General features: G+C 60.5%; 14 protein-coding genes. 5 read left to right on the top strand and 9 right to left on the bottom strand.

The genetic code is table 11. From position 1 onward, the window contains the following. Window positions 1-29 precede the first annotated feature (29 nt). Window positions 30-1,127, bottom strand: coding sequence for an alanine racemase (gene alr / locus Q1M54_RS13650; RefSeq protein ID WP_300558170.1), 1,098 nt, complete (start codon window positions 1,125-1,127; stop codon window positions 30-32). A 137-nt stretch (window positions 1,128-1,264) separates the two neighbouring features. Here alr and Q1M54_RS13645 point away from each other — a divergent pair, with 137 nt between their 5' ends. From Q1M54_RS13645 to Q1M54_RS13630, 4 genes are all read left to right on the top strand, one after another. Further along, window positions 1,265-1,981 carry a DedA family protein gene (locus Q1M54_RS13645; RefSeq protein WP_300558166.1) on the top strand — a complete coding sequence of 239 codons (717 nt, stop codon included), beginning with the start codon at window positions 1,265-1,267 and terminating at the stop codon, window positions 1,979-1,981. Between the two features lie 8 nt (window positions 1,982-1,989). Then, the gene (locus Q1M54_RS13640) at window positions 1,990-2,886 is read left to right on the top strand and encodes a DMT family transporter (RefSeq protein WP_300558163.1); all 897 of its coding nucleotides are present in this window, start codon (window positions 1,990-1,992) and stop codon (window positions 2,884-2,886) included. A gap of 40 nt (window positions 2,887-2,926) precedes the next feature. Further along, window positions 2,927-3,715, top strand: coding sequence for a hypothetical protein (locus tag Q1M54_RS13635; RefSeq protein ID WP_300558160.1), 789 nt, complete (start codon window positions 2,927-2,929; stop codon window positions 3,713-3,715). Window positions 3,716-3,784: 69 nt separating this feature from the next. Continuing rightward, the gene (locus tag Q1M54_RS13630; RefSeq protein ID WP_300558157.1) at window positions 3,785-4,267 is read left to right on the top strand and encodes a glutathione peroxidase; all 483 of its coding nucleotides are present in this window, start codon (window positions 3,785-3,787) and stop codon (window positions 4,265-4,267) included. A 45-nt stretch (window positions 4,268-4,312) separates the two neighbouring features. On the opposite strand, the gene Q1M54_RS13625 is transcribed toward Q1M54_RS13630, so the two are convergent. The 8 genes from Q1M54_RS13625 to Q1M54_RS13590 form a co-directional block, all read right to left on the bottom strand. Beyond that, window positions 4,313-4,699: a hypothetical protein gene (locus Q1M54_RS13625; RefSeq protein ID WP_300558154.1), complete on the bottom strand. Its 387-nt coding sequence runs from the start codon at window positions 4,697-4,699 to the stop codon at window positions 4,313-4,315. A gap of 128 nt (window positions 4,700-4,827) precedes the next feature. Beyond that, complete coding sequence (gene glcF, locus Q1M54_RS13620; RefSeq protein ID WP_300558151.1) at window positions 4,828-6,069, bottom strand: glycolate oxidase subunit GlcF; 1,242 nt, start codon at window positions 6,067-6,069, stop codon at window positions 4,828-4,830. 11 nt (window positions 6,070-6,080) lie between these two features. Continuing rightward, on the bottom strand, window positions 6,081-7,226 hold the full coding sequence (gene glcE / locus Q1M54_RS13615; RefSeq protein WP_300558149.1) for a glycolate oxidase subunit GlcE: 1,146 nt from the start codon (window positions 7,224-7,226) through the stop codon (window positions 6,081-6,083). Window positions 7,227-7,303: 77 nt separating this feature from the next. Beyond that, window positions 7,304-8,245 (bottom strand): SMP-30/gluconolactonase/LRE family protein, encoded by a 942-nt coding sequence (locus Q1M54_RS13610; protein ID WP_300558147.1) that lies wholly within the window; start codon window positions 8,243-8,245, stop codon window positions 7,304-7,306. Between the two features lie 39 nt (window positions 8,246-8,284). Beyond that, on the bottom strand, window positions 8,285-9,115 hold the full coding sequence (locus tag Q1M54_RS13605) for an SDR family oxidoreductase (protein ID WP_300558144.1): 831 nt from the start codon (window positions 9,113-9,115) through the stop codon (window positions 8,285-8,287). A 117-nt stretch (window positions 9,116-9,232) separates the two neighbouring features. Next, window positions 9,233-10,768, bottom strand: a complete 1,536-nt coding sequence (gene amt / locus Q1M54_RS13600; RefSeq protein ID WP_300558141.1) for an ammonium transporter — start codon at window positions 10,766-10,768, stop codon at window positions 9,233-9,235. A 23-nt stretch (window positions 10,769-10,791) separates the two neighbouring features. Then, window positions 10,792-11,130 (bottom strand): P-II family nitrogen regulator, encoded by a 339-nt coding sequence (glnK, locus tag Q1M54_RS13595; protein WP_019426247.1) that lies wholly within the window; start codon window positions 11,128-11,130, stop codon window positions 10,792-10,794. Between the two features lie 28 nt (window positions 11,131-11,158). Then, window positions 11,159-11,902 carry a TorF family putative porin gene (locus tag Q1M54_RS13590; protein WP_300558136.1) on the bottom strand — a complete coding sequence of 248 codons (744 nt, stop codon included), beginning with the start codon at window positions 11,900-11,902 and terminating at the stop codon, window positions 11,159-11,161. A 195-nt stretch (window positions 11,903-12,097) separates the two neighbouring features. On the opposite strand from Q1M54_RS13590, the gene Q1M54_RS13585 reads away from it, so the two are divergent. Continuing rightward, window positions 12,098-13,630, top strand: coding sequence for a YifB family Mg chelatase-like AAA ATPase (locus Q1M54_RS13585; protein WP_300558133.1), 1,533 nt, complete (start codon window positions 12,098-12,100; stop codon window positions 13,628-13,630). Window positions 13,631-13,640: the final 10 nt, after the last annotated feature.

Raw genomic sequence — 13,640 nt, 5'->3', positions numbered from 1 at the left:
GAGGGCCATGTCCCCCGCGCAGCAAACTTTCAGTCGACCACCACCACAGGCACACGCGGCGCCAATGCGCACATGAGCTCATAGCCCACGGTGCCGGCCTTTTGTGCCACCTCGTCGATGCTGAGCACCGGGCCCGAAGCCGACTGCCCCCAAAGCGTGACCGTACTGCCGACTCCCGCATCAGGGAAGGGACTCAAATCCACGGTCAACATGTCCATGCTGACCCGGCCCACAGTGCGGCCGCGCTGCCCGTTCACCAGTACCGGCGTGCCTGTGGGGCAGATGCGCGGATAGCCGTCGGCATAACCACAGGCCACCACACCGATGCGCATGGCCTGATCGGCCACAAAGCTGGAGCCGTAGCCCACACTGTCGCCCGCTTGCAGCGACTGCACCGCAATCACCTGGGCATTCAAACTCATGACAGGCTGCAAACCCCAATCGCTCGCGCAGTTTTCAGGAAAGTCGGGCGAACTGCCATACACCGCAATGCCCGGACGTATCCAATCGGCCTTGACCGCCACATCTTGCGCATGGCGCAAAGTCGCAGCGCTGTTGCTCAAGCTGCGCTCACCGGGTAAATCACGGGTGGCTTCTTCAAAATGAGCCATTTGCGCTGCGATCCCTTTGGGGCCGTCGGCATCGCTGAAATGGGTCATGAGGGAAATTTCGTCCACCTGGGGCAAAGCGTTCAAGCGCGTCCAAGCCGAACGAAAGCGCTGGGGTGCAAAGCCCAAGCGGTTCATGCCGGAGTTCATTTTCAGAAAAACGCGGTGCGGCTCATGTGTCTTGTGCAGCGCCAGCATGTCAATCTGCTCATCGCAGTGGACGGTGTGCCACAAATGCAGACGCGAGCACAACTCCAGATCACGCGCCTCAAAAGCACCTTCCAGCAGCAAGATCGGGCCTCGCCAACCCAATGCACGCACACGCTCGGCCTCGTTCAAGTCCAGCATGGCAAAACCGTCGGCTGCGCGCAGCCCCTCAAACACACGCTCAATGCCATGGCCGTAAGCATTGGCCTTGACCACAGCCCAAACTTGCGCATCGGGGGCGGCAAAGCGCACCCGGTTCAGGTTGTCGCGCAAAGCTTGGGGGTGAATGGTGGCTTGTATCGGGCGGGGCATGGGTGTGCAAAAGGACTGACGAACACACGCAAGTGTGCCAGCAAAGTCAGGCCCTGCAACCCAGCAGACGCCCAAGGACACTGCCTTGAAGTTGCGGGTGATACCCCGCCTGACCCGCCTCTGGAAGGGGCTTACAAATGCTTTACACTGGCCCGCTGCCTGCTGAACCTGTGCATTTCGTCACTGGTTTTTTGCGTTACCAAACTTTGAAATCCATGGAAGTTTTTGAGTTTTTGATGCCCATTTTCACCGAATACGGCTATTTGGCTGTGTTTGTGATGTTGCTCATTTGCGGTTTTGGCGTCCCCATTCCTGAGGATGTGACCTTGGTCACGGGTGGCGTGATTGCAGGCCTTGGGCATGCCGACGTCAACACCATGTTCGCGGTGGGCATGGCGGGCGTGATGGTGGGTGATGGCCTGATGTTCACTCTGGGCCGCCTGTATGGTGAGCGCATTGCCAAACTGCCCGGTTTTCGCAAAATCCTGACACCCGCGCGCTTTGCCAGCGCCCAAGAAGCTTTTGAAAAATACGGCAAGTGGGTCATGTTTGTTGCCCGTTTCTTGCCCGGCTTGCGCACGCCGGTGTTTTTCTCGGCCGGCATGAGTCGCCGGGTGAGCTTCGGCACATGGTTTTTCATGGACGGCTTTGCCGCTTTGATCAGTGTACCGATCTGGGTCTATCTGGGTTACTTTGGTGCGCAAAACTGGGACTGGATGTTTGGCGTGCTGCGCCAGTTCCAGCATGGCATTTTTGCCCTGCTGGGCATCGGTCTCGTCTGGCTGGGCTGGCGCTGGTGGCGCAAGCGCCAAGCCACGCTGGCGGCCGCCAAAGCCTCAGGCGACGCCTCCTGACTGCCCACATGGGCAACCATTCCCCCAAAGGCTTGGCCGTTGCCGGGCTTCTCTTGAACGCCTTTGTTTGGGGCGTGTGCTGGTGGCCCTTCAAACAACTGGAATCCCAAGGCCTGCATCCACTTTGGGCCACAGCGATCGTCTATGCCTTCGTTTTTCTGAGCTTACTCATATGGCTGTGGCGCAGTGGGCACTTGCAAAGCTGGCGCGGTCACCCCGGCTTATGGCTTTTGCTGCTGGCATCAGGCCTGACCAATGTCGGCTTCAACTGGGCGGTGACAGTTGGCGACGTGGTGCGCGTGGTGTTGTTGTTTTATCTGATGCCCGCTTGGTCCGTGCTGGTGGCTTGGTGGCTGCTGGGTGAAAAGCCCACCCCCATGGCCTTGCTGCGCTTGGTGCTGGCGCTGGCCGGTTTGTTCATCGTGCTCAAAACCCCCGAAACACCTTGGCCTGTGCCCGAAAGCTTGGCCGACGTGCTGGCCCTGATGGGTGGCCTGACCTTTGCCATCACCAACGCCTTGCTGCTCAAACTCAAAGACACCCCCAACGCCTCACGCACCTTGGCCATGTTTGGTGGCGGTGCGGTCATGGCCACGCTGGCTGCCTTGGTCGGCTTGGCCACAGGCATCGTGGCCGTGGGCACAGCCCCTACTTGGTCTTGGGTGCCCTTGGTGGCATTGTTGAGCGTTTCATTTTTGCTGGGCAACCTGGCCTTGCAATACGGCGCCGCCCGCCTGGCCGCCCACACCACGGCGCTGGTCATGCTGTCTGAGGTGCTGTTTGCCAGTGTGTCATCGGTGCTGCTGGGTGCCTCCAGCTGGGACAGCCGTACCCTGATTGGCGGGGCCCTGATTTTGTTGGCGGCTTTGCTGTCCATCGTCGGGCCGAGTCACAAGGATCATTGAAACATTTAGCTCCCCTGCATTTTTCATTCAAAGAATAGCCATGTCCAAATGGATCGTTTTGTGTGTTTGCTTGTTGACGCAATCTTTGACACTGGCGCAAGTAGTGGGCATCGAGTTCAAAGAAAAAGGGTTCTTGTTCAGTGAGGCACCTACCCTGAGTTTTCTCTGGCCAGCCAAACAAGCCAAGGCAACGTTGATTTTCATTCCCGGCGGCGAAGGTCGACTGGGGATCACGCCAGATCGCAAAAATTTGGGTGGTTTTTATGGCAGCACCCTTAAACCCTTGAGCGACCCAACTTTATCCCGCGGTGAGTTGAACGTGGTGGTGTTTGACTCACCGATTCAATTACCCGGTGTTGAATACCCGACTTCCAGACAAAGCTCAGAGCATTTGCTGCGAATCGAAAGCGTTGTGCGTCACTTCAAAGATCAATTCGGTTTGCCTGTTTGGATCATGGGCCACAGCAACGGGGCCGTCAGCATCACAGAGTTTTACAAGATGCTTCAAAAGTCAAAAAAGGAAGATTTGATTGAAGGTGCCATTTACAGCTCAGCGCGCATGGGTTCCAACTTCAATGACAAAACACGTTTACCCATTCTTTTCTTGGGTCACGAGCGCGAACAATGCCCCAAGTCACTTCCTTCAAGCGCCAAAATGGTGTTTGAGCAGCAGCAAAAAACCAACCCCTCAAAAACCGAGTTCATAATGATAAAAGGCGGCGAGGCGCAGCCCCAAAATCCGTGTAGCTCAGGTTTTCACATGTTTTACGGTGCGGGCGAGGAAGCCTACACAGCCATCGAAAAATTTATATTCGGTCCTAGGTCCTGAATGAACGCATTGCTTCATTTGGATTTCAATCTTGTCATTCATCAATTTTTCAATATTCGGAAAAGCACCATGAGCCTGTACGACCTCGAAGCCCAAAGCATCGACCACCAAACCGTGCCCTTGTCGCGCTACCAAGGCCAGGTGATGCTGATCGTCAACACCGCCAGCGCCTGCGGCTTCACGCCCCAGTTCACTGGTTTGGAAAAACTGCACCAAAAATACGCCGCTCAAGGTCTGGCCGTATTGGGCTTTCCCTGCAACCAGTTCGCCAGCCAAGACCCGGGTGATGACGCGCAAATTGCCAACTTCTGCCAGAAAAACTACGGCGTCAGCTTTCAGATGATGAGCAAGATCAAGGTCAATGGCGACGGTGCCCACCCGCTTTACCAATGGCTCACGGCCGAGGCCCCCGGCATTTTGGGCAGCAAGGCCATCAAATGGAACTTCACCAAGTTTCTGGTGGGGCGCGATGGGCGTGTGATCAAGCGCTATGCACCGCAGGACTCGCCAGAGAAGATCGCCAAGGACATTGAGGCGGCGCTGGCGGCTTGACCGACGGGGCCTATCGGGCCTGTGTCCATTTGGGCCGGAGTCCGTTCAGGCCCGCCAAGTCAACACGGCCAACCACAGCAGCATCGCAGCGCCACCCCACACCAACACCCGCGTGCGCAAGCGCAGCACTTCCACGGTGCTGACCAAGCGTGCGTTTTGCTCGGCCAACTCGGCCAGGGTTTCGGTCAATTCGCGCTGGGTTTGGGCTTGGCGATCGATCTGGCCTTGCGCAGCGATCAAGGCGTTTTTGAGTTCACCCAAGCTGGGCACAGCACTCACCGGCGTTGTGGTGGCCGGGGTGCCCGCTTCGCCGGGGGGCTGAGCGGGTTGACGGTCCATCAGCTTGCGCGCGGCTTTCAGGACCGAAGGCGCATGTTCGATCACATCGCCCCAGGGAATCACTTTGAGCGCCATCAACCAAGGTATCGCCATCGTCTTGTCCTTTGTGTGCGCTGATCCAGCGCAGTCTGCCGTCTAGCGCTCAATACTACCTCTGTGGGCTTTTTGGCGTGCTCGGGCGCTGGCCTTGTCGGGCAGGCAAAAGGACTTAGATGGCGCGGTCAAGAACCGCTGATCGCCTCGTCCAACAACTCCACCCAATGCCGCACGGGCAGGCCGCTGCCGCTTTGCAGGTGGGTGATGCAGCCGATGTTGGCGCTGATCACGCCCTGCGGTTGCAACGCATTCAGGTGGCCCAGCTTGCGGTCGCGCAGTTGTTTGGACAGATCCGGGTTGAGCACGCTGTAAGTGCCTGCCGAGCCGCAGCACAGGTGCGACTCATTGGCCGTGACCTTGATCTGAAAGCCCAGATCGCCCAAATGCTTTTCCACGCCGCCTTTGAGCTGCTGGCCGTGTTGCAGCGTGCAGGGCGGGTGGTAGGCCTGCAGACCTGCGGCTTGCAGGGCCTGGGGTTTCAGCTTGTCTTTGAGCAGCGGCACCAGCTCGGGCAGCAACTCGCTCAGGTCTTGGGTCAAGGCCCCGATGCGGGCGGCTTTGTCGGCGTACTGCGGGTCGTCTTTGAGCACATGGCCGTAGTCCTTGACCATCACGCCGCAGCCCGAAGCGTTCATCACAATCGCCTCGACCTCGCCCGATTCGACCAGTGGCCACCAAGCGTCGATGTTGGCACGCATGTGGTCCTTGCCGCCATCGTGGTCGTTCAGGTGAAACTTGAGCGCGCCGCAGCAACCGGCCTTGGGGGCGGTCACGGCCTGAATGCCTGCGGCGTCCAGCACGCGGGCGGTGGCGGTGTTGATGTTGGGGCTCATGCTCGGCTGCACGCAACCGGCCAGCATCAGCACCTTGCGGACGTGCTGGCGTGTTGGCCAGGCGCCGGCGTCTTGTGGCGCAGGCACTTTGGCTTTCAGGCTGTCGGGCAGCAGGCCGCGCACCATCTGGCCCATCTTCATCGCAGGGGCAAACAGGGGCGAAGGCAGGCCCTCTTTGAGCGCCCAACGGATCAACTTTTCACCCGCAGGGCGCTCGACCTTGGCTTCCACCAGCTTGCGGCCAATGTCCACCAGGTGGCCGTATTGCACGCCACTCGGGCATGTGCTTTCGCAGTTGCGGCAGGTCAGGCAGCGGTCCAGGTGCATCTGGGTTTTGCGGGTGGGCGTTTCGCCCTCCAGCACCTGCTTCATCAGGTAAATGCGGCCGCGCGGGCCATCCAACTCATCGCCCAGCAGCTGGTAGGTGGGGCAAGTGGCGGTGCAAAAGCCGCAGTGCACGCACTTTCGCAGAATCGCTTCGGCCGCCAGGCCATCGGGGGTGTTTTGGTATTCGGGGGCGAGGTTGGTTTGCATGACGAGTCGCCTCAGAGGGGGTGCAAGCGACCGGTGGCGAACACGCCCTTCGGGTCAAACTGCTTTTGCAATTGTTGCTGGATGCGCTGCTGCACGGCATCCAGTGGGGTGTTCACGCCTGCGGCTTTGTCTACCTCGGGATGTGCGGCGCTGGCACGGAATAAAGTGGCGTGACCGCCCACCGATTGGGCCAATTCGCGCAAAGGCAACGCTGCCGAAGCGGGTGCCCACAACCAACGCTGGGCACCTTGCCATTCGATGTAGGTGGCATAGGGCAAGTCCAAAACCGGTGCGGTTTGCGGCACCGACAAACGCCACAGGCAGACATCGGGGCTGGGCGCATCAAAGAACACCAGCGACTGCTCTGCACTGGCACGCCAATCTTGCACGGCTTCGGCATTGTCCATGGCTTGCACTTGGGCGCCCAAGGCCACGGCATCTGCAGCCATCTTGCCGGTGGCCGATTGCACCGCCGCCACCGCGCCGCGCAAGCGGACAAACAAATAGTCGGCTACGGGCTCGGTCGTGGTGTCGCGCACCCAAGCGCTGGCATTCAAGGGCAGGGGCTGACCACCCCAGCGGTGCAACAAATCCAGTGCAGGGCCTTGGGCCAGGCCCGCGATCATCAACGTCGCTTCGGCCGGGGCCACCGGCAAGACCTTAAGGCTGACCTCGGTGATCAGGCCCAGCGTGCCCCAGCTGCCCGCCATGAGACGGCTCACGTCGTAACCGGCCACGTTTTTCATGACCTGACCACCAAAAGTCAGGTGCTCACCCAAGCCGTTGATGAAACGGGCACCCAAAATAAAGTCACGCACAGCGCCAGCGGTGGCCCGGGCCGGGCCGCTCAGGCCTGCGGCCACCATGCCGCCAACCGTCGAATGGGGTCCGAAATGGGGTGGCTCGAACGCCAAACACTGGCCTTTTTCGGCCAAGGCGGCTTCGAGCTCGGCCAGTGGCGTACCGCAACGCACCGTTACCACCAACTCGCTGGGCTCGTAACTCACGATGCCACTGTAAGCCCGGGTGTCCAGCACCTCGCCCGACAGGCTCTGGCCCCAAAAATCTTTACTGCCACCACCGCGCAAACGCAAAGTGCGGCCATCCGCAGCGGCCTGACGCACGGCGTCGATGAAGGAGTTGAGTTGAGCTTCCATGGGCCAAGATGGTAACCCCCGGCCTTAAGGGACTGTGTGAATTTTTTGAACGATGGGGTTGTGGGAAATTGCGCGGGTCAAGCCCGATAAGCATTCACCGCCAACCCCGCTACCTCCACCCGCATCGCCCAAACACACCCCGCACTGGGGTACTGCGCCAGCTCTTGAGGGCTGCGACCTTGGCGCGATGTGGTGATGAACAGGGTTTTCAAGTCCGCGCCGCCAAAGCAGGGCATGGTGGGGCACAGAGCTGGGGTGGGCACTTCGGCCAGCACCTCGCCTTTTGGGGACAGGCGCAGCAGGCGCCCGCCTTCGTATTGGGCCGACCAATAGCAGCCTTCAGCGTCCACCGCCGCGCCATCGGGCCGGCCGCCGTATAGCGCGGCGCTGCCCCAGGCCCAGCCTGCGGGTTTGGGGGCGGCTTGGTAGAACACGCGGCCGTGGGTGAGTTGGCCGCTGGCGGCGTCAAAGTCAAAAGCGCGCACTTGGTGCGCAGTGGTGTCGGCCCAGTAGGCGGTGCGGCCATCGGGTGACCAGGCCAGGCCGTTGGCGGTTACCACGCCACTATCCACGCCATCTTTCGTGCCGCCCACCATGGCGTGCAGGCCTTGGCCGTCCAGCATGTACAACGCGCCCAGCGCCAGGTCTTTGGGCTCGTACAAACTGCCGGCCCAAAAGCGGCCTTGGGCGTCGCACTTGCCGTCGTTGAAGCGTTGCTTGGCGGTGTCGTAGGGCGCTGCCGCCAGCAGCTGCAAGGGGCCGCCCCACTCACGGGCCAAGTAAATGCCATCGCGCAGGGCCATGACCAGGCCGCCACCTTGCACTGGCGCAATACAACCGGGCTCTTGCGTCAAGGGCCAATACTCAACCTGGCCTTGCGCCTGCAGGCCCTTTACCGCCACACGCGCGATGCGCCTACCCGGAATGTCCACCCAATACAGGCGCTGCTCTTGCGGGTGCCAAAAGGGCGATTCGCCCAAAGCGTCAGGTTTGGGGGTGATGCGGGTCCAAGCGTTCATCCAGACAATTGTGCCGTCAGCGGCGGGGTGCGCTGGCATTCAAGAAGTCGGGCCACCCGATCCATCGACCTGGCCCACGGTTTGCAGCTCGGGCGTGGTGCGGCGCAGGGTGGGCAGGCCCACGCCCGAGGCGTCAAAGCCGCCATCGACCGCAATGGACTGCCCGTTGATGTAGCTGGCCTGGGGGCTGCACAAAAAGCCCACGGTGTCGGCCATCTCTTCGGTGCTGCCGTAGCGGCCCAGCGGGATGGTGTCGTAATAGTCGGCGCGGATGGCCGCACTGTGCACCAACTTGGCCATCTCGGTTTCAACCGGGCCGGGGCAGATCACGTTGACGCGCACACCGTAGTTGCCCAATTCGGCGGCATACTGCTTGGTCAGGTGGATCAGCGCGGCCTTGCTGGTGCCGTAGGCCAAGCGCAAGGTGCTGGCGCGCAGGCCCGAGATGGACGCGATGTTGACCACTGCGCCGCTGCGCTGGCGCGCCATGATGGCGCCAAACGCCTGCGTGCAGAGAAACGCGCCGTCGAGGTTGGTCGAGAGCACATGGCGCCAGTCTTCAAAGGTGGTTTCCAGCGCGGGCTTGAACACCGCCACGCCCGCGTTGTTGACCAGCGCGTCCACGCGGCCAAAACGTGCCATCACTTGGTCGGCAGCGGCCTGCACCTGCTCAGGACTCGACACATCGGTGTGCAGGCACAGCAGGTCGCCGGACCTGTTCAGTTGTTTTTGTGTGGCGTCGAGTGTGGTGTTGTCCACGTCGAGCAGCACGACCTGATGGCCGTTGGCCAAAAACCACTGGCCAATGGCCAGACCTATGCCACGGGCACCGCCCGTCACCACGGCCACTTTCCGATCTGCCAATGTCATGCGTCTGCCTCTGTGCGTCAAAGCCGACACCATAACAAAAAAGCCCGTGCACGGGGTGCAACGGGCTTGAGAAAATGGGGTGGCGGCAAACCACCCCTTGCAATGAAACTTGCCGGATCAGCCGTGGTAGGCCGACTCGCCGTGCGAGGCAATGTCCAGGCCTTCGCGCTCTTCTTCTTCGGTGACACGCAGACCAATGGTCAGGTCAACGATCTTGAAGGCGACCACCGAGACCACACCCGACCAGACGATGGTCAGCAACACGGCTTTGGCTTGGATCCACACTTGCGAAGCGATCGAATAAGCATCAGGTGCCACCATGGCCACCGTGACCCAGTCGCCCACAGCGCTCGGACCACCCAAAGCGGGCGAGTTGAACACACCGGTCAACAAGGCGCCGACGATACCGCCGACACCGTGCACACCGAACACGTCCAAGGAGTCATCTGCACCCAGCATCTTCTTGAGGCCATTCACACCCCACAGGCAAGCAAAGCCTGCCACGATGCCGATCACCAGACCGCCGCCGATGCCCACGTTGCCAGCGGCTGGCGTGATGGCGACCAGACCGGCCACCGCACCCGAAGCTGCACCCAGCATGGAGGCTTTGCCGCGCATCAGGGCTTCACCCACGCACCAGGCCAGCACCGCACCCGCTGTGGCGACCAAAGTGTTGATGAAAGCCAGCGCTGCGAAACCGTTGGCTTCGAGCGCCGAGCCAGCGTTGAAACCGAACCAGCCCACCCACAACAAAGAGGCACCGACCATGGTCAGAGTCAGGCTGTGTGGGGCCATGGCTTCACGGCCATAACCCACGCGCTTGCCGACCATGAAGGCACCGACCAGACCAGCCACAGCAGCGTTGATGTGCACCACGGTACCGCCAGCGAAGTCCAAAGCGCCCCACTGCCAGATCAGACCTGCTTTGCCGGTCATCTCGTCCACCACCTCTTTGGCGGTGTAGGCATCAGGACCCATCCAGAACCAGACCATGTGCGCAATGGGCAGGTAGCTGAAGGTGAACCACAACACCATGAAAGCCAGCACGGCAGAGAACTTGATGCGCTCAGCAAAAGCGCCCACGATCAGTGCGCAAGTGATGCCTGCGAACGTGGCCTGGAAGGCTGCGAAGGTGATTTCAGGAATCACAACACCCTTGCTGAAAGTAGCGGCGTTGGCAAAAGTGCCTGCTGCGTTGTCCCAGATGCCTTTCATGAACAGGCGGTCAAAGCCACCAATGAAGGCATTGCCTTCGGTGAACGCCAGGCTGTAGCCGTAGATGAACCACAGCACGGTGATCATCGAGAAGGTGACCACGACCTGCATCAGCACAGACAGCATGTTTTTACTGCGCACCAAGCCGCCATAGAACAGGGCCAAGCCCGGAATGACCATCAAGATGACCAAAATGGTTGCGACCATCATCCAAGCGATATCGCCCTTATTGGGCACCAGTGCGGGCGCAGCTTCGGCAGCGGCCGTTGCTGCTGCAGCAGGCGCTGCAGGCGCCGGTGCAGCATCGGCTGGCTTGGCTTCTGCGGCTGGTGCGGTCACGGCAGCGGGCGCGGTCTGTGCGGTGGCGAGAGAAGCCGCACCGAACACACCAAGGCCCAAACTCAGGCCCAAGGCCAGGGTAGCGAGTAGTTTTTTCATTTGTCGACTCTCTTTCTTGTCTATCAAAGGGCTTCTGCGCCGGTTTCACCGGTGCGGATGCGAACCACTTGCTCGAGGTCGTACACAAAGATCTTGCCGTCGCCGATCTTGCCGGTGCGGGCACCGGCTTCGACGGCTTCGATGACGCGCTCGACGAGCTCGTCGGACACAGCGGCTTCGATTTTCACTTTGGGCAAAAAGTCGACCACGTATTCCGCACCACGGTACAGCTCGGTGTGGCCCTTTTGACGACCAAAGCCTTTGACTTCGGTCACGGTGATGCCCTGCACGCCGATGCCCGAAAGTGCTTCACGCACTTCGTCCAGCTTGAAGGGTTTGATGATGGCGGTCACCAGTTTCATGATGGTTCCTTGATCTGAATGGATGAAATCAGAAGGTGTACTTCAGGCCCACGACGGCGCCCGTCTTGCCGTTGTATTTGCCCTTCAAGCTGTAAAAACCTTCATCGGCATTGGTGCCGACAGCTGCCACGGTGGCACTCAAACCATTGCCCAGATCTTTGGCAAGGGTCAAGGCGTAATCTGTGTAAGAAGCATTGGCCACGTTTTTCACACTCTGGTATCCAACGTGCGGCGTCAATGTCAATCCGTTACCCATGTCAAAGGCAGCACTCAAATCAACGTAATAGCTGTTTTTACTGTTGGCATTGCCGAACAGATTGGAGATGGCGTGCGAGTATTTCGCGGTGAACACACCGTACGTCACGGCACCATAAACCTCATTGGTGTTCGCGTTGACACCGCTGGCCGAAGCGTAGTTGTTGCTCAGGTACTCGTAACGCAGAAAGCCGACGTCATAAGCCAAGTCTCCAACCGTTGACTTGTAGCCACCGTAGAGGTCGATCTCGGTAGAACCTTTGGTCGCGCCAGGGGTGTCCTTGATCCACTTGATGCTCGAACCCCAAGCGCCGACATAAAAGCCGCTCTTGTCGGCGTAATCAAAACCGCCTTGCGCCGCTGGCTCCAGGCGCGACTGGGAAATACCACGGTAGCGGTAGTCAGACACAACACCTGCATTGAAGGACAAAGTGCTCTCAGCCGCTTGCGCCTGAGCCACACCAGTCATGCCCAACAAAGACAAAGTCAACAAGGAAGGAACGAGGATGTTTTTCATGAGGAACTCCAAAAAATGAAAAAAGGACAAACCCTTAAAGCAGGGAGCGTGCCAACTGAGGCCGCGCGCTCTATTCGGGCTTATCCCCGTGCACTTTTAGCCCTTGCATGCTTGAATGACATTTCAATAAGTTCTGCGCGTTCGGACTGCGCGACAGGGCACACAAAGCGCACCAATACGGGGCAGGGAGGGCATATGAGTCTCAGTTTGGTGCACAGCCGCGCCTTGGTCGGCCTGCAAGCGCCCGCCGTCACCGTCGAGGTGCACATGGCCAACGGGCTGCCCAGCTTCACGCTGGTGGGGCTGGCCGATGTCGAAGTCAAAGAAGCCCGCGAGCGGGTGCGATCGGCCTTGCAAAACAGTGGGCTCGACTTTCCGCACAACCAGCGCATCACCGTCAACCTGGCCCCAGCCGACTTGCCCAAAGACTCGGGGCGACTGGACTTGCCGATTGCGCTGGGCATCTTGGCGGCCAGTGGGCAGATCGATGCCAGCAAACTGGCAGGCTATGAATTTGCAGGTGAGTTGTCACTGTCGGGCGAGCTGCGCCCAGTGCGCGGCGCTTTGGCCATGAGCCTGGTGTTGCGCCAACAAAAAGTGCGCACCCGGCTGGTGCTGCCACCGGGCAGTGCCGAAGAAGCAGCACTGGTGCCCGATGCCGAAGTCTTCAGGGCGCGCCACTTACTCGATGTGGTGCAGCAGTTTTTACCGCCGTCCAACGAAGCGCCGCCCGAGCCCAGCGACGGCTGGGCTCGCATGGCCGCCACCACACCCACAGATCCACCGCGTTATGCCGACCTGGCGGACGTCAAAGGCCAAGCGGGTGTCAAGCGCGTGCTGGAAATCGCCGCCGCTGGGGGCCATTCGCTGCTCATGCTGGGGCCACCGGGTTCGGGCAAGTCCATGTTGGCGCAGCGCTTTGCCGGTTTGCTGCCGCCCATGTCCACCGAACAGGCGCTGGAATCGGCGGCCATTGCCAGCTTGGCCGGACGTTTTGATTTGACGCGTTGGGCCCAGCGCCCCACGGGTCAGCCGCACCACTCGGCCAGTGCGGTGGCTTTGGTGGGCGGCGGCTCACCGCCCCGGCCAGGCGAAATCTCGCTGGCGCACCATGGCGTGCTGTTTCTGGACGAACTCCCCGAGTTCCCCAGGGCCGCGCTGGAGGCTCTTCGCGAACCGCTGGAAACCGGCAGCATCACCATTGCACGAGCGGCAAGGCGAGCCGAGTTCCCGGCACGCTTTCAATTGATCGCGGCCATGAACCCCTGCCCCTGCGGCTATCTGGGCAGCGCCAACAGGTCATGCCGCTGCACGCCTGACCAAGTCAGCCGCTACCAAGGCAAGCTGAGTGGCCCGCTGCTCGACCGCATCGACCTGCACATCGAAGTGCCCAGCTTGGGCGCGCACGATCTGTTGAACGCGCCACCGGGCGAAAGCACCGAGCAGATTGCGGCGCGCAGTTTGGCCGCACGCGAACGCGCCATCGCCCGGCAAAACTGCACCAATGCAGACCTCCAAGGCCAAGCCATCGATGCACAGGCACGGCTTGAAGACAGCGCCACCGCTTTGCTGCAAAGGGCCGCCGACAAACTCGGCTGGAGTGGGCGCAGCACGCACCGCAGCCTGAAAGTGGCACGCACCATTGCGGATTTAGCAGGCAGCGACACCGTCGCAGCCGCCCATGTGGCCGAAGCCATTCAATACCGACGTGTGCTCAATGGGCCTTGACAGGCCTTGA

The sequence above is a fragment of the Limnohabitans sp. Rim8 genome, assembly GCF_943326455.1.
GTDB lineage: Bacteria > Pseudomonadota > Gammaproteobacteria > Burkholderiales > Burkholderiaceae_C > Limnohabitans_A.
The sequence above is the reverse complement of the archived record's forward strand: the minus strand, read 5'-3'. Positions and strand labels throughout refer to the sequence as shown.